This window comes from Microlunatus capsulatus, from assembly GCF_017876495.1.
In the GTDB taxonomy this organism is placed as follows: domain Bacteria; phylum Actinomycetota; class Actinomycetes; order Propionibacteriales; family Propionibacteriaceae; genus Microlunatus; species Microlunatus capsulatus.
The window spans coordinates 4,320,999-4,342,619 of record NZ_JAGIOB010000001.1; the positions used below are offsets into that span (position 1 = coordinate 4,320,999).

Sequence of the window (21,621 nt, forward strand, 5' to 3'; positions counted from 1 at the left end):
CTCAGAAGCGGTCGGGGGCGAGGAACCCGAGGTCGAAGGAGGTCCCGCCGTCGACTGCGAGGTCGGCGACCACCTCCCCGACCACGGGCACGAACTTGAAGCCGTGCCCGGAGAAGCCGGCGGCCACCACCACCCGGCCGTCGGTCCCCGGGGCGAGCCCGAGCACGAAGTCCTCGTCAGGGGTGCTGGCGTACATGCACCCGGTGCTGCGCAGCAGCCGGCCGCTGACGTCGGGGAGGTGCTGCTCGAGGACGGCTCGCACCTCCGCCACCTCGTCGGCCGAGCCGTCCGGCTGCGGGCGGTCCGGGTCGGTGAGAGGTCCGCGGTCGTGGAACCCGACCTTGACCCCGTCCGCGCCGTCCAGCGGGAAGCCGTAGAGGGAGTCGCCGGCGGCGAGGTCCCAGATGAAGGTCGGCATCGCCCCGGGTGCGCAGACCTCCGGCGCCCGCGGGGCGAAGAAGTGCATGACCCGCCGCTGCACCCGGACCGGCAGGCCGAGGGAGGCGGCCAGCGTCGGCGTCCAGGCACCCGCCGTCAGCACCAGCCGGGCCGCCTCGTGCACGGCGTCCCGCGTCCGCACGACCACCCCGCCCGCGACGAGGTCCCAGCCGAGCACCCGCTGGCCGGTCAGCACCCGCGCGCCCCGCGCCCGCGCCCGGCCGACGAGGTGGGCGACGGTCAGCTCGGGACGGACGAAGCCGGCGTCCGGCTCCAGCAGGGCGGCCTCGTCGGGTCCGGGCCGGAAGACGGGGAAGCGGCGGCGCACCTCGGCGGCCGTCAGCACCTCGACGGGGACGTCCGCGGCCGCGGCCGTCGCGGCGGCGCCCTCCAGGACCGGCGAGCCCGCGTGGCCCAGCACCAGGCAGCCGACCCGCTGCAGGGCGAGCTCGGGCGGCAGCGCGTCCCAGAGGGTGTAGGCGCGGCGCAGCAGCGGCAGGTAGTCGGGGCTCTCGAAGTAGGCCTTGCGGACGATGCGGGTGCGCCCGTGGCTGGAGCCCCGGCTGTGCGCGACGCCGAACTGCTCCAGGGCCAGCACCCGCTGCCCGCGGCCGGCCAGGGCGTCGGCCGCGGCCGAGCCCATCCCGCCGACCCCCACCACGATGACGTCGTGCTGCACGCCTGCCTCCCCTCGTCGGGCCATGGTCTCCCGGACCAGCGCGGGCGCCGGCGGTCGGGGCCCCGGACCGGACCGCTCAGCGGCGCCCGGACGCGTCGACGGCGACGCCCGCCGCGGTGGCGAGCGCGGCCACCGCGAGCAGCGCCCGGCGGCTGCGGTGCGCGGCCTCCCAGCGGTCGCGCACCTCCCGCCAGTCCGCGGCGGGCGGGTCCTCGGGCCGCCACCCGCGGATCCGGGCGTTCTCCGGCTCGGAGCGCGTCAGGGTCACCCGGACCGCGGCGACCACGCAGGCCGCGGTCACCGTGCGCGCGGCGGCGGCCCCGGCCCGCCCGTCCACCAGCGCGACGACGGCGGCCGCCGCGGTGGCGCCCGCCGTCAGGAGGAAGAGCGGCGGGGCGACCCGGGACATCACCCGGTCGAGGCGCTGCTGGCCCCGCAGCCAGCCGGCGTGGTCGGGGGCGGAGCGGAGCGGGGCGGTGGGGTCGAGCACCACCACGACGGTGAGGGCCGCGACGCCGGCCCGGTGCGTCGTCTCCAGCACCGCGGGCAGCGTCACGGGCCCAGCGTGGCCCCGGCCGGCAGCGGGCGCAAGGCCTGGGCAGGCCGGGGCCGCGGTCCTACGCTGGGCCGGTGACCTTCGCCGTCCCGGCCGACGCCTACGGGCGCTTCATGGGGCGCTGGTCGGAGCCCCTCGCCGTCCGGTTCACCGCGCTGCTCGCCCCCGCAGCCGGGGAGCGGGCGCTCGACGTGGGCTGCGGTCCGGGGGCGCTGACGACCGTGCTCGCCGACCGGCTCGGCGCCGGCGCCGTCGCCGCGGTCGACCCGTCCGCGCCGTTCGTGGCCGCCCTGGCCGACCGGCTGCCCGGCGTCGCCGTGCAGCGGGCGAGGGCCGAGGCGCTGCCGTTCCCGGACGGGTCCTTCGACCTGACGGCGGCCCAGCTCGTCGTCCACTTCCTCGACGACCCCGTCGGCGGGCTGGCCGAGATGCGACGGGTGACCCGGCCCGGCGGCCGGGTCGCGGCCTGCGTCTGGGACCACGCGGGAGGCGCCGGCCCGCTCGCCGTGTTCTGGCGGGCCGTCGCCGACCTGGACCCCGGCGCGCGCGGGGAGGCCGGGCTGGCCGGCACCGCGGAGGGCCAGCTGGCGGCGCTGGCCGCAGCGGCCGGTCTCACCCAGCTGCAGCCGTCGGCCCTGACGGTCGGGGTCGCCTTCGCCGACGTCGAGGACTGGTGGCAGCCCTTCACCCTCGGGGTCGGGCCGGCCGGCGCCCACGTCGCCGGCCTCGACGACGCGGGCCGGGCCGCGCTGCGGGCGCGCTGCGCCGCGCTGCTCCCCGTCGGGCCGTTCACGCTCGCGGCGACGGCGTGGGGCGTGCTCGGCCGGGCCTGAGCCGGTGGTGGCCGTGCCGGCTCAGCGTCCCAGCAGGGCCGTCAGGAAGCCGATGGCCGCCGGGTAGGCGTCCTGGCGGTTGGCCCGCTTGGCCAGCCCGTGCCCCTCGTCGGCGTAGACCTTGAGCTCGTGCGGGATCCCGCGCGCCGCCAGCGCCGCGACGATCTGCTCGGCCTCCGACAGCGGCACCCGCGGGTCGTTGGCGCCGTGGATGACGAACAGCGGAGCGCGGAGCTGGTCGAGGTGGGTCACGGGCGAGGCACGGACCAACAGCTCGCGGTCGTGCTCCAGGCTGCCGTACTCGCGCTCGCGGTACGCGCGGCGGTAGCCGGAGGTGTTCTCCAGGAAGGTGACGAGGGAGGAGATGCCGACGATGTCGACGCCGGCCGCCCACAGGTCGGGCTGCATCGTCGTGCCCGCCAGCACCATGTACCCGCCGTAGGACCCGCCCCACAGGGCCGAGCGCGCGGGGTCGAGGCCCAGCTCGGGCAGCCAGGCGTGCAGAGCGGCGAGGTCGGCGACCGAGTCCAGCCGCAGGTCGACGTCGTCCAGGCTGTACCAGCGCTTGCCGTAGCCGACGGAGCCGCGGACGTTCGGCACCAGCACCGTGAACCCGCAGCCGGTCAGGGCCTGCACGACGGGGTTGAACATCCGGGTCGCGGCCCCCTCGGGACCGCCGTGGACGTGCAGGACCGACGCACCGGTCAGCCCGGGCACCGGGCGGGCGGGCCGGTAGACGAAGCAGGGCACCTGCTCGCCGTCGGGTGTCGGCACCCGGTGCGAGGTGGGCTCCACGAGGACGGCGGCGAGCTCCTCGGGCACCCCGTCGCGGGCGTCGACGACGGTGCTCACCGCGCCGGTGGCGGCGTCGACGGCCAGCAGCGAGCCGGGCGCCGTGGGGCTGGAGACGGTGAGCACGAAGCGCGAGGAGTCGGCGGCCCAGACCACCTCGGCCACCCCGCGCCGGTCCAGGACGACCGGGCAGCGCAGCCGCCCGTCGGCCTCGTGCACGGCGAGCTCGACGGCCCCGTCGACCAGCCGGCCGACGACCAGGGCCGAGCCGTCGGGGGAGGGTCGCACCTCGAGGTCGTGCTCGTCGTCCTCGACCAGCGTGGTCCAGGGCGAGCCGTCCAGAGGTGCCCGGACGACGGCGGTGAACTCCCGGCCGGAGTTGGAGGAGAGCACCAGGGCGTCGTCCCCGGGCGCCCAGCCGCCGCAGTGGTGGGAGGCGTGCTCGTCGGGGTCGGTGACGCGGCCGTCGCCGGCGGCCCGCGGGCCCGCCACGAAGACCAGCGTGGACGCCGGCCGCAGGCTCAGCGCGGTCACCGCGACCGAGCCGCCGTCGTGGGAGACGACGGTGTCGGCGACGTAGCCGCCGCCGTCCCAGACTGTCTCCTCGCCCCCGGTGTCCCAGCGGCGGACCACGACGTCCATGTCGACGGCGTTGCGGCGGTTCGTCGAGTACACGAGGTGCTTCGGGGTGACGTCGCGCAGCACGTGCATGTGCGCGGGGTCGCGGAGCAGGGGCGTCAGCTCCTCGAGGGTGCGCGGTCTCTCCGGAGGCGTCGTCAGGTCCAGCAGCGAGAGCTGCATGTTCTCGTCGCCGCCCTGGTCGTGCTGGACCACGACCTGACGGCGGCCGGGGACGTAGCGCCCGGTGCAGCGCGAGGGCAGGTCGGTGAGCGGAGTGCGGGTGCCGTCCGGGTCGATCTCGACCAGCTGGACGCTGCCCAGATCGTCGTGCCCGGCCAGCACCCGGCCGTCGGCGTCGATGTCGAACGCCTGCCAGGTGCGCAGGTCGAGGAGCGCGCCGACGAGGGCAGCGGCGTCCGGGGTGGGGGTCGTGGCCATCGCGCCAACCTAGCCCGGCGCGTCGGCCGGCCGTGGGCGAGGTGGGCCGCCGCTCGGCCTCCCGCCGGCACTCCCCGGCCCCTCGTCGTCGGTGCGGCCGCAGCAGGCGCCGCGCCGACGAGCAGAGGCCGGGGAGTGGCCCGGTCCGAGGGCGTCAGCCCTGCAGGGTCAGCCGGACCGTGGCGAAGGAGTGCGCGGGCAGCTCCACCGTCAGGGTGCCGTCCTCCAGCCGCAGGCCCTCCAGCGGCGCCGGCCGGACCGCGTCCGGGGACTCCGGCGTGTTGTGCGCCCGCAGGTCCGGCGCCGCGAGCACCTGGCCGACAGGGTCGCCCACGGCGGCCCCGCGCAGGTCGAGCGCGACGGTGACGGGGCCGTCGGCGTCCAGGTTGGTCAAGGAGACCAGCACGCCGTCGTCCTTGCGGCTCGCCGACGCCGAGACGAGCTCCACCTGGGTCTCGCCCTCGCCGCGCGAGCCGACCCCGCGCAGCGCCAGCGGCAGCCGCTGGGCGTCGTGGTGGCCCTGGTTCATGGCGAAGACGTGGTAGGTCGGGGTGAGGACCATCGCGTCGCCGTCGGTGAGGACCATCGCCTGCAGGACGTTGACGGTCTGGGCGATGTTGGCCATCACCAGGCGCTCGGCGTGGTCGTGGAAGGCGTCGAAGTGCACGCCGGCGACGAGGGCGTCGCGCAGGGTGTTCTGCTGGAACAGGAAGCCGGGGTTCGTCCCGGGCTCGACGTCGAACCAGGTGCCCCACTCGTCGAGCACCAGGCCCACGTGCCGCTCGGGGTCGTAGGCGTCCATCACCGCGGCGTGGCCGGCGAGGATGCCGCGCAGCCGCTGGGCCTCGTGCAGCGTGCGGTAGTACTCCTCGGTGTCGAAGGAGGTCGCGCTGCCCTTGTGCTCCCAGGGCCCGGGCACGGTGTAGTAGTGGAAGGACACGGCCTGGTAGGTGCCCGACCCGTGCCAGCCACGGCCGGCGCCGCCGCCCAGCTGGTGGCCGAGCCCCTTCATCAACGTCTCGGTCCAGTGGTAGTCGGCGTCGGCGGCCCCGGCGGCGATCCGGTAGAGCCGGTTCTCGCCGTGGTTGCGGCTGTAGGTGCCGAACTGGCGGGCGAGGTCGGCGTAGAACTCCGCGCGCATCCCGCCGCCGCAGCCCCACGGCTCGTTGCCCAGGCCCCAGAAGCGCACCGGCCACGGCTCGTCGCGGCCGTTCTCGCGCCGCAGCCGGGCCATCGGGCTGTCGTCGGCGCGGGTCAGGTACTCGACCCACTCGCTGGTCTCCTTGACGGTGCCGCTGCCCACGTTGGCCGAGACGTAGGGCTCGGCGCCCAGCAGCTCGCACAGCGCCATGAACTCGTGGGTGCCGAAGCTGTTGTCCTCGACGACGTCGCCCCAGTGGCTGTTCACCATCGTCGGCCGCTGCTCGCGCGGGCCGACGCCGTCGCGCCAGTGGTACTCGTCGGCGAAGCAGCCGCCGGGCCAGCGCAGGTTCGGGATCGACAGCGCCTTGAGCGCCTCGACGACGTCCAGCCGGATCCCGCCCTCGTTCGGCAGCGGCGAGTCCTCGCCCACGAAGAAGCCGCCGTAGATGCAGCGGCCGAGGTGCTCGGCGAAGTGGCCGTAGAGGTGCCGGCTGATCGTGGGGCCGGGCAGGTCGAGGTCGAGGACGCCCCGCACGGTGCCGGCCGGGCCGGCCTCGGGGGTGGCGGCGGAGGTCTCCTGGGTGGCGGTCATCGTGCTCCTGCTCAGGTGGTCGCGGCGGTGTGACGGGCCCGAGCCTGCCAGCCGGGCACCGGCGGCGCGGGACGGGGGTGGCCGGTGCCGCCGCCCCGGCTGCGGACGCGCCTAGGGTGACGCCGTGACCTGGGAGATCACCGGCGAGCTCTGGTACTGGCGCGGCCCGGCGCCCTGGTACTTCGTCACCGTGCCCGAGCCGGAGAGCGCGGACCTGCGCGCGGCCGCGGCCGCCGTCAGCTACGGCTGGGGGATGGTCCCGGTGACGGCCACCGTCGGCGCCACCACCTGGACCACCTCGCTGTGGCCGCAGGAGGACCGCTACGTCGTGCCGGTGAAGGCCGTCGTCCGGCGGGCCGAGGGGCTGGCCGAGGGCGACCGGGTCACGGTCCGGCTGAGCGTCTGACGCGGCGCCCGTGCGCGGGTGCGGTCCGACGGGTGCTGCCGCGCCCCGCCGGGACTCCGGCGCCCCGTGCCCGGGGCGCGGCGTCAGCGGCGGGGCGTGGGAGGTGGTCGCCGCGCGGCCGGGCGAGGCCCACGACGTCGCGGCCGAAGGACTCGGCCAGCAGGGCCAGGGCGAGGGCCAGCGCGGCGCTGGCGACCGGTGGGGCGACCAGGCCGCTGGTGGCGAGCAGCAGGGCCACCGCCTGCGCGACGGCGACGACCTTGCGCCAGTACCGGGGCGGCAGCGGGCCGCGCAGCCAGGGCAGCCGGAGGCCCGCCAGCACGTACAGGTAGCGGGCGGCGCCGATCAGCAGCACCCAGGGCCCGACGTCGCGGGCGACGTGGACGCTGAGCACCAGGACGAGCAGGGCGTCGGTCTCCATGTCGAAGCGGGCGCCGAAGGCGGACGCCGTCCCGGTGCGCCGGGCCACCCGGCCGTCGACGCCGTCGAGGACCAGCCCCGCCGTGGCCAGGGCGACGAGGACGCCGACGGCGGGCGGACCGACGAAGCCCTCGGCCACCAGCGCGGCGACCCCGCCGGTGAGGACGGCGCGGGCCAGGGTGACGCGGTCGGCCGGCCCCAGGCCCGTTGCGCCCGCCCGCTCCAGCCCGAGCGACACCGCGAGGGCCGTGCCCAGCCCGACCAGCAGGCCCACCACCCAGCCCGGACCGGTCAGGCCGACCGTCAGCGCGAGCACGACCAGCAACGCCTCCTGGCCCGCCAGACCCACCAGCGGCCCCCGTCGGAGCAGCACCACGCCGACCTCCACCCCCGTGCCCGTCACCGCTGAGGACGAGAGCCGCGGCGCGGGCGTTCACCGGTGCGCGGTCAGCCGGGCGCCGCGCCGAAGGTGACGACGAGGTCCGCCCCGCCGGGGGCGGTGACGACCACCAGGTCGTCCACCGTGCGCACCGACGGCCCCTCGACCGGGCGGGCCGTGCGCAGCCAGACCTCCGTCCGGTCCTGCAGGCCGGGGGAGAAGCGGACCCGGTCCGGCTCCACCGCGGCGACCTCGGCGTTGCTGGCGACCACGGTCCCCAGCCCGGGCAGGTCCAGCCCCAGGGCGAGCATCGTGCCCGTCCGCGGCGGCAGCCTCAGCGGGCGGTCGAGCAGCCCCGGCGGCCCGTCGACCCGGACCGCCACCGTCGCGGCGTAGCCGGTGGGGTTGAGCAGGTGCAGCAGCCGGCCGCCGCCCGGGCGGGCACCGGTCAGGGCCAGCACGCCCGGGACGTCGGTCCGCAGCGCGAGGCCCGGCGGGGAGCCGAGCCACCCCAGCAGGGCGGTCACCAGCTCGGGCAGCGCCGGCAGCTCGGCGGTGACGACCACGGCGCGACCGGCACCGACGGCGAGGGTCACGCCGCACAGCCGGCCGTCGACGTCGGTCAGCAGGGGCTCGGCGCCCGCGGGCGCGGTGAGCGCGTCGAGCCAGCCGACCCGCGTCTCCGGGAGGTCCGCGGCCAGCCCGTGGCCGACGAGCGAGGGGTGGTGGTGGCCGTCCTCGGCCACCCGCTCGCCCGGTGCCAGGCCGAGGGCGTCGGCCAGCACCGTGCAGGGCCGGTCCTCGGGGTCGCGCTGCGGCAGCCGTCCCAGCAGCAGCAGCGAGCCGCCGTCGCGCACGTGGTCGGCCAGCCGTCGTTGGACGGCCGCGTCCAGCACTCGGCCGGTGGCCAGCGCGACCGTCCGCGGCAGCGGCCGGTCCGGGTCCTGCAGGTCGGTCGCGCCGAAGCGGTAGCCGGCCAGCAGGAGCGAGCGCCACAGGGCCTTGCGCGGGCCGGGACCGCGGTGGGCGGTGAGGTCGTCGACGACCCCGCGCATCGTCGCGCTGCCCGGGTACCAGGCCTCCGTGGCGAAGGCGTCGGCCCAGAAGCCGACCGCCACGTCGTCGTGCTCCTCGTCGAGGTCGGCCAGCCAGGGCGCGTGCACCCGGGCGGTGTGGACGACCGCGGCCGTCGGCGCGAAGGACAGCCCGCGCTCGCCGCGGGGGCCGATCGGGGCGGCGGTGCCGTGCCGCTCCCCGGTGAAGCCCAGCCGGTCGTCGCCGTCCCCGACGGGCTCGTCGAGCGGCGGGTTGGTGCCGCCCGCCAGCAGGTAGTAGTTGAGCAGCCGGTGCCCCTGCGCCAGGCAGAGCCGCGTCTTGAGGTCCACCGTCGCCGGGTCGTGCAGCTGCTCCAGCCCGCCGCCGTAGTCGCCGGTGCCGGCCTCGAACTCCAGCGAGGTCAGCGGCTGGTCGGGCCCGTTGACGGCCGCCATCGTCGCGCCGATCAGGTGCAGGTCGGCCAGCACCCCGGCGGACAGGTCGCCGAGGTAGTGGTCGGAGCCGGCGGCGAACCCGGGCCGGCCGGCGTAGGAGCGGTAGAGCTGGCTGATGCCGATGGCGAAGGGGACGCCGTTGCCGCCCTCGGTGCCGTGGACGTTCACCAGGAACGGCACCCCGTCGACCCCGTGCCGGCGGGCCAGCGCGGCCAGCACGTCCACGTAGCGGGCCGTCCGGTCGCGCAGGAACCAGCCGAGGTCGACGCGGAGGGCGGCCGCCCACCGCTCCTGCGGCGAGCGGACCGCCCGCGCCCAGGCCGCGCCGTCGCCCACGCCGGGGTAGCGGGCCGCGAGGCCGGACCCGTAGCGCTCGGCGCACCAGCGGCGCAGCTCGGCCACCACGTGGTCGGTGAGGTCGGGGGAGCCGCTCACCCACGCGAGCATGCCGATCTCGTTGTCCAGCTGGACGGCGAGAACCGGGCCGCCGGCCGGCTGCAGCCGGGATGCCAGCACGGGCATGACGGCGGCGTACCAGCGCTCGACCTCGGCGAGGAAGGCCGGCGCCCCGTAGTCCACCGTGCGGGTCGGGGCCGGCGCGCCGTCCCAGCCGACCGGGACGATCTCCGGGTGCTCGGCGTAGAGCCGGTAGGGCAGGCCCTCGTTCTTCAGCTCGGCCATGACGAAGGGGCCGGGCCGGGCCAGGAAGCCGAGCCCCTTCGCCGCGCACAGGTCGACGAAGGCGCCCAGGTCGCGCTCGGGGCGGGTGGCGCCGGTGAGGTCCAGGCTGCCGTCGGGCAGCTCGTGGAACAGCCACGGGATGTAGGACGCGACGCAGGTGCAGCCCGCCTCGACGAGCAGGTCGAGGCGCTGCTCCCACTCCGCCCGCGGGACGCGGAAGTAGTGCACCTCGCCCGAGAGCACCAGGGCCGGGCGGCCGTCGACCAGGATCCGCTGGTCGCGCAGGGTGATCACACGATCACCAGCCGGGCGGCGCTGCCGCGGGCGGCGTTGGGCCCGACGACGAGGTCGACCTCGCCGGGGTCGACGCGGCGGCGCAGGTCGCGGTCCCAGTAGGCGAAGAGGTCGGCCGTCACCCGGAAGACGACCTTCGTCGACTCCCCGGGCGCCAGCTCGACGGTCTGCCAGTCGGCGAGCTCCAGCAGGGGCCGGACGACGTCGGCGACGAGGTCGCGGAGGTACAGCTGCACGACCTCCCGGCCGGGCCGGGTGCCGGTGTTCGCCACCTCGACGGAGGCCCGCACCGCCCCGCCGCGCAGCGGGAGGACGTCGCGGCTCAGCTCCAGCTCGGAGTAGGCGAACGAGGTGTAGGTCAGGCCGAAGCCCAGGGACAGCTCGGGGGAGCCGAGCGCGTTGAGGTAGTGCCCGAACTTCGCGTCCCGGGCCCGGCCGAGGCGGCGCCCGGAGGCGCGCTCGAAGGTCCCGCTGGCCCCCTGCGGCTCCATCCGCGGCAGGTTCATCGGCAGCCGCCCGCTCGGCGGGGTGCGGTCGAAGAGCACGTCGGCGACGGCCGGGCCGGCGTGGCCGCCGGGGTGCCAGACGACCAGCACCGCGTCCGCGAGCCGCAGCACGGGCCGCAGCTCCAGCGGCCGGGCCGTCACGACGACGACCACCACCGGCTTGCCGACGGCCGCCAGCTCGGCCAGCAGCTCCAGCTGGCCGACGGGCAGGTCGGCGGTCGGCAGGCAGCGGTCCTCGCCGCTGCTGCTGGGGTGCTCCCCGAGCACGGCGACGGTGAGGTCGGCCGTCTCGGCCCGGTGCACGGCCAGGTCGCTGAAGCGGGCGTCGGAGACGAGCAGCGCGCCGCTCGCGAGCTGGCCGGCGACGGCGGCCGCCAGGGTGGGTCCCGTCGTCTCCCGGCCCGGCGGCTGCACCCAGGCGCCGAGGAGGGCGTCGACGTCGTCGACGAACGGCCCGCACAGGTGGACCGTGCCCACGTTGCCGTGCAGCGGCAGGATCCCGGTGTTCTTGAGCAGGACCGTCGACGCCGCGGCCGCCCGGCGGGCCAGCGCGGTCGCAGCCCGACCCGGTCCCGCGTCGGCCGGGGCGTGCACCGCCGTGCGCGGCTCCGGTGCCGGGTCGAGGAGCCCGGCGCGGAGCTTGAGCCGCAGCACCCGCCGGACGGCGTCGTCGAGGAGGGCCGGTGGCACCGCCCCGTCGGCGACCAGGGCGGGCAGGTGGGCCCGGTAGGCCCCGGAGGCCATGTCGAGGTCGACGCCGGCCAGCAGGGCCTGCCGGGCGGCGTCGCGGAGGTCGGCCGCGACGCCCTGGTGCACCAGCTGCCCGATGCCGTCCCACTCGCTGACCACCACGCCGTCGAACCCCCAGCCGTCCTTGAGCAGGTCGCGGAGCAGGGCGCGGTGCGCGTGCACGGGGACGCCGTCGACGTCGTGGAAGCCGGCCATCACCGCCCCCGCGCCGGCGTCGAGGCACGCGCGGAACGGGCGCAGGTGCAGGTTGTGCAGGGCGACCTGGCCCACGGGCAGCGTCTCGTGGTCCCGCTCGGCCTGGACGAGGCCGTAGCCGCAGAAGTGCTTCGCCGCCGCGGTGAACCGACCGCCGGACTGGAACCCCGCCACCGCGGCCGCCCCCATCCGGCTGGCCAGCAGCGGCTCGTCGCCGGAGGTCTCGCCCACCCGACCCCACCGGTGCTCCGAGGCCAGGTCGACCATCGGCGCGAAGGTGAGGTGCAGGCCCGCCGCGAGCGCCTCCTCGGCGGCGACAGCCGCGCAGGCCGTGACCAGCGCCGGGTCCCAGGAGGCCGCCAGGCCCAGCGGGATGGGGAAGGTCGTGGCCAGCCCGTGCACCACGTCGCTCCCCAGCAGCAGCGGGACCCCCAGCCGCGACTCCGTGCGCGCCACCCGCTGGCACCCGGCGGCCGTGGCGGCGATCGACGTCGTCGGCCCGTCGGGGTGCGCGCCGCCGGAGAGGATGCCCGCGCCGACCCGCCCGGCGGCGATGTCGGCGCGGGACCCGTCCGGGTCGAGGTCGCCCGCCAGGTGCAGCTGGCCGACCTTCTCCTCCAGGGTCAGGGCGCCCAGCAGCAGCTCGACGCGCTCCTGCGGCGTCCGCCGCGCGTCCAGCCACCCGCGGTGCCCGACCGCCGTGGTCGTCGTCATGCCGTCCTCCCGGAGGGTCTGCCCGCCGTCCCTGTCCCGCTGGATGAGATGAGATGCACCGGTCGGGCCGGCGGTTCCCGTCCGGTCCCGGCCTCGCGGCCGGTTCGCTGACCGGTCGCCGGGCTGGTCAGCCCGCTCCAACTCGTCTCGTACCCATCACAGCACAGCCGTGCTGCACTGGCCAGGGACCTCTCAGCCGGCCTCGCTGGTCTCACTCCCTGGGACGCTGACCCCCGACCGGCTCGACAGATCGGCCGGCGGGGGCTTGAGTGACGTCCGGACGAGGACGTCCGAACCCCCACCCGCGAAGGAGCGGAGATGGTCGAGCGGAGAGCGCTGGTCGCGGCCGCTGTCGCGGTGCTGCTGCTGCTGCCGGGGTGCGCGGGCAGCCGGGTGGCGAACGAGCGCAAGCTCGCACGGTCGGGTGCGGTGGCGACGGGCGGCGACGTGGCGCAGCTGAACCTCGCGGCCGAGTCGGACGCCTCCATCGGCGGCCTCGTGAACTACAACCCCTTCGCGCCGAAGCAGCTGACGAAGACCTGGCTCTACGAGCCGCTGATGATCCAGAACAGCCTCGACTGCACCGTCACCCCGTGGCTGGCGACCGGCTACCGCTGGCAGGGCGCGAAGCGGCTCACCTTCGACATCCGACCCGGTGTGACCTGGAGCGACGGCTCGCCCTTCACCGCGGCCGACGTCGCCTTCACCTTCAACCTGGCCAAGAAGTACCCGGCGATGGACACCGCCGGGGTCTGGAACGACATCTTCGGCGCCAAGGCCCTCTCGGTGACCGCGACCGGGGAGCAGGTCGTCTTCGAGTTCAGCGGCGACGCGGCGTCGAAGTTCACCTCGATCATCGGCCAGCTGATCGTCTCGGAGAAGCAGTACGGCTCCGTCGGGGACCCCACCCAGTACGTCGACGAGAAGCCGGTGGCGACGGGGCCCTTCAGCGTCGACCGCTACAACGGCCGGCGGCTGGAGCTGGTGCGGCGCCCCGACTACTGGCAGGCGGACAAGATCAAGGTCCAGCGGCTGGTGCTGGAGGGCAACTACGACGCCAACCAGGCCGCCCTCAAGCTGCGCACCGGCGGCCTCGACTTCTACACCGGCGAGCTGCCCAACCCGCAGAAGACCTTCGTCGACCCCGACCCGGCCACCAACCACTTCTGGTACCCGGCGAACGGGATCACCGTGCTGGCGCCGAACCTCACGGCCAAGCCCTTCGACGACGTGCGGTTCCGCGAGGCCCTGGCCCACGGCCTGGACAAGGAGAGCGCCTCGCTCAAGGCCACCTACGGGATCATGGACGTGGCCAGCCAGTCCGGGCTCACCCTGCCGGCCAAGCAGGCCCTGCTGCCGCCGGGCTACCCCGCCGCGAGCACGGTCGTCCCCTTCGACGCGGGGAAGGCCAACCAGCTGCTGGACGCCGCGGGCTACGCGAAGGGGCCGGACGGCTTCCGCCGCAACCCCGACGGCAGCCCGATCGCCATCACCATGTCGGTGCAGGCCGGCTTCATCGACTACGAGGCGACGGCGGACGAGGTGGTCGCCAACCTGCGCGACCTCGGGCTGGACATCAAGGCCAACAAGGCGGCCCCGGACTCCGTCGACGGGCAGAAGAAGAGCGGCGACTTCCAGCTCATGATCAACTACATGGCCGCCGGCTGCGACTACGCCAACGGGATGGGCGCCACCCTCAGCACCGGGACCATCCCCACCAAGACCGAGATCAAGGGCAACATCGGCCGGTACTCCAGCCCGCCCGTCGACGAGGCCGTCGCGCAGCTGACCGGCACCACCGACCCGGACCGGACCAAGGAGCTCGTGGGTGTGCTGGTGACGACGATGATGACGCAGTACCCGGTGCTGCCCCTCTTCTACGCCCCGGCCCGCGGGATCTACCGCACCGACAAGGCCGTCGGCTGGCCCAGCGCGAAGGACCCGTACGCGAACCCGCAGGACAACCCGCGGCTGTGGATCACCCACCTGAGCGCGCCGAAGTGACGGGGAGGGCGGTCCGGTGAGGTACTACCTGCGCAAGCTCGGCTTCTTCGTGCTCACGCTGTGGGCCGTGGTCACGATCAACTTCCTGATCCCCCGGGTCCAGCCGGGTGACCCGGCCGAGATCATGGTCCAGCGGCTGGCGGGCAAGAACGCCCAGCTGGACCAGGCCCAGGTGCAGGCGATGCGCGACCTGCTGGGCACCCCGACGGGCTCGCTGGGCTCGCAGTACGTGCAGTACCTCGGCCAGCTGCTCCGCGGCGACCTCGGGCTGTCCTACAACTACTACCCGTTCGAGGTCACCCGGGTGATCGGCCAGGCGTTCTGGTGGACGGTCGTCCTGGTCACCGTGGTGCAGGTGCTCTCGTTCGTCGTCGGCATCCTGCTGGGCGCGTTCGCCGCCTGGAAGCGCAACGGCCGCTTCGACACCACGGTGACGCTGGTCTCGACCTTCCTCGGCACCCTGCAGCCGTTCTGGATCGCCCTGCTGCTGATCTACGGCCTGGGCTACAGCCTGGGCTGGTTCGCCACCTCCGGCGGCTACGAGCAGTCGACGCCCGGCTTCAACGGGGCGTTCCTCTACGACGCCGTCAGCCACGCCTTCCTGCCCGCGCTGACGCTCATGATCGTCACGCCGATCGGCTGGATCCTCGGCATGCGGAACACCATGATCATGAACCTGAGCGAGGACTACATCAAGCTCGCCAAGGCCAAGGGGCTGCCCGACCGGGTGGTGGCCCTGCGCTACGCCGCCCGCAACGCCCTGCTGCCCAGCGTCACCGGCTTCGCCCTGGCCCTCGGCGGCGTGCTGGGCGGCACGATCCTCGTCGAGACCGTCTTCGACTACCCCGGTCTCGGCCGGCTGATGGGGGAGGCCGTGGGCCTCAAGGACTACCCGCTGCTGCAGGCGCTGATGCTGCTGACGGCGGTGGCGACGCTGGTGGCCAACCTCGTCGCCGACCTGCTGTACGGGGTGCTGGACCCGCGGGTCCGCCGGAGCCAGGCGTGAGGAGAGGAGCCGCATGACCGTCGTCGGGGCCGACCCCATGGCCGAGAGCGCACCGGAGCAGACCGGCGAGCAGGTGAGCGCCGCCGAGCGGCCCGAGGCCTGGTGGAGCGTCGTCTGGAGCAGCAAGAAGGCGCGGGTGGGCGTCGTCGTCGTCGGCCTCTACGTCCTCATCGCCCTGCTCGCGCCGCTGATCGCCCCGCACGCCCCGACCGACGGCTCGTTCGTCCCGCTGGAGCCGCCCTCGGGCGCGCACCTGCTGGGCACCAACGTCGGCGGCCAGGACGTCTTCTCCCAGCTGGTCTACGGCAGCCGCGTCTCGCTGCTGGTGGGGCTGCTGGGCGGCACGCTGGCCACGGTGATCGCGCTGGTGGTGGGCCTGGTCGCCGGCTACGCCGAGGGGACCGTCGTCGACGACGTGCTGTCCTTCGTCACCAACGTGGCCCTGGTCATCCCGGTGCTGCCGCTGATCATCACCCTGGTGGCCTACTCCGAGGTCCGGGGCATCGGGCTGATCGTCGGCGTCATCGCCATCACCTCGTGGGCCGGCGCCGCGCGCGGCAAGCGCGCGCAGATCATCACCCTCCGCAACCGCGACTTCGTGACCGCCGCCCGGTTCTCCGGCGACGGGCCGCTGCGGATCATCTTCGCCGAGATCATGCCCAACATGACCTCGCTGGTCGCGGCCGCCTTCGTGGGCGCGGCCACCGGGGCCATCGGCGCCGAGGCCGGCCTGGCCGTGCTGGGCCTGGGCAGCAGCGACGCCGTCTCCTGGGGCACGATCCTCTACCAGGCCGACGCCGCCGGCGCGGTCTCCCAGGGGCTGTTCGCCTGGGTCTTCGTGCCCGGGCTGGTGCTGGCCGTCCTGATCACCGCGATGTCGTTCATCAACTTCGGCGTCGACCTGCTGAGCAACCCGCACCTGAGGGAGGGCTGACGTGGCGCTGCTCGAGGTCACCGACCTGCACGTCCGCTACGAGCCGAAGCGGAGCGCCGCCGTCGACGCCGTCACCGGCATCACCTTCGCCATCGAGCCCGGGGAGTTCGTCGGGCTGATCGGGGAGTCGGGCTCGGGCAAGACGACGCTCGGCACGGCCCTGCTGCGGCTGCTGGAGCGTCCCGGCCGGATCGCCGGCGGCTCCATCGTCTTCGACGGCACCGACATCACGTCGATGAGCCAGGACGAGCTCCGCTCGCTGCGCTGGACCGACATCGCGACGGTGTTCCAGAGCAGCATGAACGCCCTCAACCCGGTGGTGCGGATCGAGGGCCAGTTCCGCGACGTCATCGAGCACCACACGGCGCTGCGCGGGGCCGACGTCCGCCGTCGCGTCGAGACGCTGTTCGACATGGTGCTCATCGAGCACCGGTTCATCGACGCCTTCCCCCACGAGCTGTCGGGCGGCATGAAGCAGCGGGTGAACCTGGCCCTGGCGCTGGCCGTCGAGCCCCGGCTGGTGCTGCTGGACGAGCCGACGACGGGGCTGGACGTCGTCGTGCAGCGCGAGATCCTCGACAACGTCCGCCGGCTGCAGGCCCAGCTGGGCTTCGCCGTGCTGTTCATCAGCCACGACATCGGCACCGTGCTGGACCTCTCCGACCGGATCCTCGTCATGTACGCCGGGACCGTGGTCGAGGAGCAGCCGGCCGCCCGGCTGCTGCGCGACCCGATGCACCCGTACACGAAGGGCCTGCTCGGCTCCTACGCCGACCCGCGCGAGGAGACCGTCCGGATCACCTACGTCCCGGGCCGGCCCCCGGACCTCGCGGCCAAGCCGGCCGGCTGCGCGTTCGCACCCCGGTGCCCGGAGAAGTTCGCCCGCTGCACCACCGACGACCCGCCGCTGGTCCACCTCGACGGCGGCCGGGTCGCCTGCCACGTCGCGCTGCTCCAGCGCGCCCCCGACCGCGCGCCCGGCGGTCCCGACGCCGACGTGGGCCCGATCACCCGCGTCTTCGTCGGCCCGCAGTTCGTGAAGTCGGCCGAGAGCGGCGTGCTCGCCGGCCAGCGCCCGGCCCTGCTCAGCGTCGCCGGGGTCTCCAAGACCTACGTCCAGCGCCGCGGCACCACCGTCACCCGGACCGAGGCGGTGCGGGACGCCGGCTTCGTGCTGCGCCGCGGCGGCGTCACCGCGCTGGTGGGGCAGAGCGGCAGCGGGAAGTCCACGCTGGCCCGGATGATCACCGGCGTGGAGGCGCCGACGACGGGGACGCTGACGTTCCACGGCCACGACGGCGACCTCGCCGTCGGCGGGATGCGCGGCCGCCGGCTGCGCGAGTACCGCCGGCACGTGCAGATGGTGTTCCAGGACCCGTACTCCTCGCTCAACCCCGCGAAGACGCTCGGCTACGCGCTCAGCCGGCCGCTGGCCAACTACCGGGGGCTCCGGGGCGAGGCGCTGCGGCAGCGGGTGCTCGAGCTGCTGGAGACCGTCGCGCTCACCCCGGCGTCGCGCTTCGTCAACCGCTTCCCCTACGAGCTGTCCGGGGGCCAGCGGCAACGCGTGGTCATCGCCCGGGCGCTGGCCGTGGAGCCCGAGCTGATCATCGCCGACGAGCCGATCTCCAGCCTCGACGTCTCCATCCGGGCCGAGGTGCTGGAGCTGCTGAACACCCTGGTGCAGCAGGGCGACGTCAGCATCCTCTACATCACCCACGACCTGCTGAGCGCGCGGATGCTGGCCGACGAGGTCGTGGTGCTGAACGAGGGCCGGGTGGTGGAGCAGGGACCGGCGCTCGACGTCATCCGGCGGCCCCGCGACCCCTACACCCGGCTGCTGCTGGACGCGATCCCCAACCCCTTCGAGGCGGCCCGCGCCGAGCGCTGACCGGCCCCGGGCGCCGGAGCGCTCAGAGGAGACCGAGGTGCTGGACGACGATCTGGGCGCCGATGAGGATGAGCACCAGCCCGCCGACGACCTCGGCGGGCCGCTGGAACCGGGTGCCGACGCGGTGGCCCAGCAGGACGGCGGCGACGGACAGCACGAACGTCGTCAGGCCGATCACCAGGACCGCGACCCAGACGTCGATCTCCAGGAACGCGAACGACACCCCGACGGCCAGCGCGTCGATGCTGGTGGCCAGGGCCAGCACCAGCAGCTCTCGCACCGAGACCTCGCCCGCCGGCTCGTCGTCGGCGGAGGGCCGCAGCGCCTCCCACAGCATCTTGCCGCCCACCGCGGCCAGCAGGGCGAAGGCCACCCAGTGGTCGTAGGCGGCGATCCGGTCGGCGAACGTGCTGCCCAGCAGGTAGCCGGCCAGCGGCATCAGCGCCTGGGCGAGCCCGAAGAGCAGCCCGATGAGGAGCGCCCGGGCCAGCACCTGGCGGCGCAGCTGCAGCCCCTTCCCGAGGGCGACGGCGAACGCGTCGGCGGAGACGCCGGTGGCGAGCAGGAGCAGGGTGGAGGGAGTCACGGCAGACCTTCGGGTCGTGGCCGGGGCACGTCGGCGACCCGGCCCAGGGAGGGCGTCCGAAGGTCTCGTTCACCCGGCGCGAGCCGGGCGGTACGCCGGGTGCGACGGCGCACCAGCATGTCGACGTACCTCCGCGCCCCGGGGGGCGCACGGGTGGGAACTACTCCCCTTCGCCCCCGATCCTCCCAGAGGACCCGCCGGCGGCCGAATCGCGGCGGCCGCCCGGGGCTACGGTGAGCGGGTGGCGAGGACGAGCCTGGACGTGTCGCGGGTGCTGGCGCTGGGAGCCGAGCAGGCCTGGGCGGCCTGGACCGTGCCCGAGCAGCTGCGGCAGTGGTGGTGGCCGTTCCTGCCCGGCACGACGGTGGACCTCGACCCGCGCGTCGGCGGCACCTACCGGCTGGAGTCGGTGCAGGCGGGCTTCGGGGCCTGCGGCCGCTACAGCGAGCTGGTGCCCGGACGGCTGCTGGCCTTCACCTGGAGCTGGATCACCGACGGCCGCCCGGAGCAGACCGTCGACCAGGTCCGCGTCCGGCTCGCGCCGCTCGAGCACGGCTGCCGCCTCGACCTCGAGCACGTCCTGGACCCGAGCCTGCACGACCCGGAACCCTTGCGGCAGGGCTGGTCGGAGACCTTGGACGTGCTGGTCCGCTGGGCGGCGGAGCGCGCCGCGAGCTGACCCCTGCTCACCGCCCGCCGGCCCTCGCACCACGCCGGCCGGCCGGGGCAGACTGGGGGCGCCGGTCGCGGCGGGGCGACCGCGGAGGAGGGGTGCTCGTGAGCGCGGTCAGGTCGCTGGTCCGGGAGCTGGTCGTCGTCCGCTCCACCGTCGCCTGGCACGGGCACGTCGGCCGGGACCCGTTCGCCCGGCTGCAGCTCACCGAGGGGCGGCGCGACCCCTACCCCCTGTACGAGGAGGTGCGGCGGCGGGGACCGCTGGTGCCGACCCCGCTGGCCGGCCACCAGACCGCCAGCCACCGCGTCTGCCGCGAGGTGCTCCGCGACCGCCGCTTCGGGGTGCAGTCGGAGGAGGCGCTGAACCGCGGGGACGGCGAGCTGTCGCTGCTGGAGCTCGACCCGCCCGACCACACCCGGCTCCGCCGGCTCGTCGCGCCGTCCTTCACGCCGCGGGCGCTGGCGGGCACCCGGGAGCGGGTGGGCGCGGTGGTGGACGGGCTGCTGGACGCCGTGCCGGCCGGCGAGCCCTTCGACCTGGTCGGCGCCCTCGCCTCTCCGCTGCCGATCCGGGTGATCACCGACCTGCTCGGCGTCCCCGACGACGACAGCGCCGCCTTCGCCCGTGACGGCGCGACCATCGGCAGCGCGCTGGCCGGGGTGCAGTCGCTCGGGCACGTCGTCCGGCTGCTGGAGGCCAACCGCCGGCTGGGCGCGCTGCTGGAGGAGGTCTTCGAGCAGCACCGGCGCGAGCCCCGCGACGACCTCGTCAGCCGGCTGCTGGCCGTCGAGGGCGACCAGGTCCGACCGGGCGAGCTCGCCCCGCTGTGCCGGCTGCTGCTCGTCGCCGGCTTCGAGACGACGGTGAACCTCATCGGCAACACCGTGCTGGCCCTGCTGGCCCACCCCGACCAGTGGCGGGAGGTCGTCGAGGACCCGTCGCTGGCCGCCGCGGCGGTCGAGGAGACGCTGCGCTGGGACCCGCCCGTCCAGCGCACCTTCCGCTCGCCGCACGAGGACCTGGAGCTGGCCGGGGTGCCGCTGGCCCGCGGCTCGATGGTGATGCTGCTGCTCGCCGGCGCCAACCGCGACCCCGAGGTGTTCGCCGAGCCGGGGCGCTTCGACCTGCACCGCTACGCCGACCGCTCGGCCCCGGCCGCGGAGCACCTCTCCTTCTCGGCCGGCCTGCACTACTGCCTGGGCGCGCCGCTCGCCCGGCTGGAGGCCGTGGTCGCCGTCGAGCGGCTGGCCGAGCGCTTCCCGCGGCTGCAGCGGGCCGGCCGCGTCCGGCGCCGCCGCGGCGGCACCGTCATCCGCGGTCCGGCCGCGCTGGTCGTCGGTCAGCGCTCGGGAGCGCTCGCGGCCTGAGCCGGCGGCAGGACCGCGGGCCCGCCGGCCGGGGCGTCGACGGCGCCGGGGGCGCTGCTGCGCTGCACCCGGTTGCGGCGCGCCCACAGGCTGAGCACCAGGGTCATCACCAGCATCACGGCGATCGGCAGCAGCATGAACGGGCCGCCGGTGCCGGGCCCGCGGTCGAAGGCGCCGCTCAGGTCGCCGTAGAGGGCGACCGGCACCAGCAGGAACAGGTTGTTGACCGCGTGCACGAGCACGGGCACCTCGAGGCCGCCGGTGCGCCAGGCGAGGACGCTGAGCGCAGCGCCGAAGGTGAAGTAGTAGACGAGCAGCCACGGGTCGGTGGCGGCGTGGGCCACCATGAAGACGAGGTTGGCGACGACGCCGCCGACGACCAGTGCCACCCGCGGGTCCGCGAACCACGAGCCGGCCGAGCGGGCCAGCAGACCGCGGGCGCCGTACTCCTCGCCGGCCGCCTGCAGCGGCGTCGTCAGCAGGACCACGACCAGCATGAGGCCGGCGTCCCGGCTCAGCGTCCCCGAGAGCCCCTCCGGCGCGACGAGGAACGAGATGCCGACGTAGACCAGCCAGACCGGCACGACGACGAGGGCCGCCCGGCCGAACCAGCGCCAGCGGAACCCGCCGGCCACCGAGCTCAGCCAGCCCGGGCGCTGCCCGAAGAAGCCCCACTGGAGCAGCATCGCCACCGGGGTCAGCAGGGCCAGGGCCAGGTTGTTGGCCAGGAAGATCAGCGGCGTCACGGTGATCTGACCCGACTGCAGGGCGCCGGCCTCGGTCCGGCCCGTCGCGAGGTCGACGACGACCGCGGCCGCCGTCAGCGCGGTGCTGACCAGCAGGAAGGCGACGACGAGGCTGACGACCGCCAGCGCGCCCTTCCACCAGCGCGCCCGCGGGGTGCGCAGGAAGTGGTGGTACTCCCGCTCCTCGACGGGCAGCGCGCTCGGCTTCGGCGGGAGCGCCGGCGGGCCGGCCGGCGGGTGCGCGCCGACGGGCGGGTACGGGCCGGGCGGCGGGTACGGGCCGGGACCGGCGGGGAGCGGGCCGGGACCGGCCGCGGACGGGGCGGAGGGGTGCTCGGTCATGACCACAGCCTCCCAGCGCGGCCGGGTCCCGGGCAGTGCAGGCCGTCACGGGCTCGGGTGAGGGGCTCCCGGCCCCGTCGTGACAGGTGTCACGGGCCCTCCGCCCTCCGCGATCGCGCGAGACTCGACCCGTGACGGCTCG

Annotated in this window: 17 protein-coding genes; 8 read left to right on the plus strand and 9 right to left on the minus strand. The window is 75.4% G+C overall.

The features are described from left to right. Nucleotide 1: 1 nt before the first annotated feature. The gene (gene solA, locus JOF54_RS20085) at nt 2–1,117 is read right to left on the minus strand and encodes an N-methyl-L-tryptophan oxidase (RefSeq protein WP_210059168.1); all 1,116 of its coding nucleotides are present in this window, start codon (nt 1,115–1,117) and stop codon (nt 2–4) included. Nucleotides 1,118–1,193: 76 nt separating this feature from the next. Continuing rightward, nucleotides 1,194–1,673, minus strand: a complete 480-nt coding sequence (locus tag JOF54_RS20090; protein WP_210059169.1) for an anthrone oxygenase family protein — start codon at nt 1,671–1,673, stop codon at nt 1,194–1,196. A 74-nt stretch (nt 1,674–1,747) separates the two neighbouring features. On the opposite strand from JOF54_RS20090, the gene JOF54_RS20095 reads away from it, so the two are divergent. Beyond that, on the plus strand, nt 1,748–2,506 hold the full coding sequence (locus JOF54_RS20095) for a class I SAM-dependent methyltransferase (protein ID WP_210059170.1): 759 nt from the start codon (nt 1,748–1,750) through the stop codon (nt 2,504–2,506). Nucleotides 2,507–2,527: 21 nt separating this feature from the next. Here the strand turns inward: JOF54_RS20095 and JOF54_RS20100 are convergent, their stop codons facing one another. After that, nucleotides 2,528–4,357: a S9 family peptidase gene (locus tag JOF54_RS20100; RefSeq protein WP_210059171.1), complete on the minus strand. Its 1,830-nt coding sequence runs from the start codon at nt 4,355–4,357 to the stop codon at nt 2,528–2,530. Between the two features lie 154 nt (nt 4,358–4,511). After that, on the minus strand, nt 4,512–6,092 hold the full coding sequence (locus JOF54_RS20105) for an alpha-N-arabinofuranosidase (RefSeq protein ID WP_210059172.1): 1,581 nt from the start codon (nt 6,090–6,092) through the stop codon (nt 4,512–4,514). Nucleotides 6,093–6,216: 124 nt separating this feature from the next. On the opposite strand from JOF54_RS20105, the gene JOF54_RS20110 reads away from it, so the two are divergent. Continuing rightward, entirely contained in the window at nt 6,217–6,498 is a 282-nt protein-coding gene (locus tag JOF54_RS20110) for a DUF1905 domain-containing protein (RefSeq protein ID WP_210059173.1), read from the plus strand. On the opposite strand, the gene JOF54_RS20115 is transcribed toward JOF54_RS20110, so the two are convergent. Genes JOF54_RS20115 through JOF54_RS20125 form a run of 3 tightly spaced genes read right to left on the minus strand, consistent with a single transcriptional unit; the run spans nt 6,476 to nt 11,927 of the window. Then, complete coding sequence (locus JOF54_RS20115; RefSeq protein WP_307804430.1) at nt 6,476–7,321, minus strand: CDP-alcohol phosphatidyltransferase family protein; 846 nt, start codon at nt 7,319–7,321, stop codon at nt 6,476–6,478. The genes JOF54_RS20110 and JOF54_RS20115 overlap by 23 nt on opposite strands. 44 nt (nt 7,322–7,365) lie before the next feature. After that, nucleotides 7,366–9,762, minus strand: coding sequence for a beta-galactosidase (locus tag JOF54_RS20120; protein ID WP_210059174.1), 2,397 nt, complete (start codon nt 9,760–9,762; stop codon nt 7,366–7,368). Beyond that, nucleotides 9,759–11,927: a glycoside hydrolase family 3 N-terminal domain-containing protein gene (locus tag JOF54_RS20125; RefSeq protein WP_210059175.1), complete on the minus strand. Its 2,169-nt coding sequence runs from the start codon at nt 11,925–11,927 to the stop codon at nt 9,759–9,761. The genes JOF54_RS20120 and JOF54_RS20125 overlap by 4 nt, the downstream gene beginning before the upstream one ends. Nucleotides 11,928–12,245: 318 nt before the next feature. Between JOF54_RS20125 and JOF54_RS20130 the strand changes: the two genes are divergently transcribed. From JOF54_RS20130 to JOF54_RS20145, 4 genes are read left to right on the plus strand one after another with little or no spacing between them, the layout of a single operon-like run. Continuing rightward, entirely contained in the window at nt 12,246–13,931 is a 1,686-nt protein-coding gene (locus JOF54_RS20130) for an ABC transporter substrate-binding protein (RefSeq protein WP_210059176.1), read from the plus strand. A gap of 16 nt (nt 13,932–13,947) precedes the next feature. Then, nucleotides 13,948–14,937 (plus strand): ABC transporter permease, encoded by a 990-nt coding sequence (locus JOF54_RS20135; RefSeq protein ID WP_210059177.1) that lies wholly within the window; start codon nt 13,948–13,950, stop codon nt 14,935–14,937. Nucleotides 14,938–14,950: 13 nt separating this feature from the next. After that, nucleotides 14,951–15,871: an ABC transporter permease gene (locus tag JOF54_RS20140; protein ID WP_210059178.1), complete on the plus strand. Its 921-nt coding sequence runs from the start codon at nt 14,951–14,953 to the stop codon at nt 15,869–15,871. 1 nt (nt 15,872) lies between these two features. After that, the gene (locus JOF54_RS20145; protein ID WP_210059179.1) at nt 15,873–17,762 is read left to right on the plus strand and encodes an ABC transporter ATP-binding protein; all 1,890 of its coding nucleotides are present in this window, start codon (nt 15,873–15,875) and stop codon (nt 17,760–17,762) included. A gap of 22 nt (nt 17,763–17,784) precedes the next feature. Here the strand turns inward: JOF54_RS20145 and JOF54_RS20150 are convergent, their stop codons facing one another. Further along, nucleotides 17,785–18,348 carry a manganese efflux pump MntP gene (locus JOF54_RS20150; RefSeq protein ID WP_210059180.1) on the minus strand — a complete coding sequence of 188 codons (564 nt, stop codon included), beginning with the start codon at nt 18,346–18,348 and terminating at the stop codon, nt 17,785–17,787. Nucleotides 18,349–18,589: 241 nt separating this feature from the next. Between JOF54_RS20150 and JOF54_RS22095 the strand changes: the two genes are divergently transcribed. Together JOF54_RS22095 and JOF54_RS22100 are read left to right on the plus strand one after the other, a co-directional pair. Next, entirely contained in the window at nt 18,590–19,027 is a 438-nt protein-coding gene (locus JOF54_RS22095; RefSeq protein ID WP_210059181.1) for an SRPBCC family protein, read from the plus strand. Nucleotides 19,028–19,125: 98 nt separating this feature from the next. Further along, entirely contained in the window at nt 19,126–20,391 is a 1,266-nt protein-coding gene (locus JOF54_RS22100) for a cytochrome P450 (protein WP_210059182.1), read from the plus strand. Here the strand turns inward: JOF54_RS22100 and JOF54_RS20165 are convergent. Continuing rightward, nucleotides 20,364–21,479 (minus strand): CPBP family intramembrane glutamic endopeptidase, encoded by a 1,116-nt coding sequence (locus JOF54_RS20165; RefSeq protein ID WP_210059183.1) that lies wholly within the window; start codon nt 21,477–21,479, stop codon nt 20,364–20,366. The two genes, JOF54_RS22100 and JOF54_RS20165, sit on opposite strands and share 28 nt — an antisense overlap. Between the last annotated feature and the right edge of the window lie 142 nt (nt 21,480–21,621).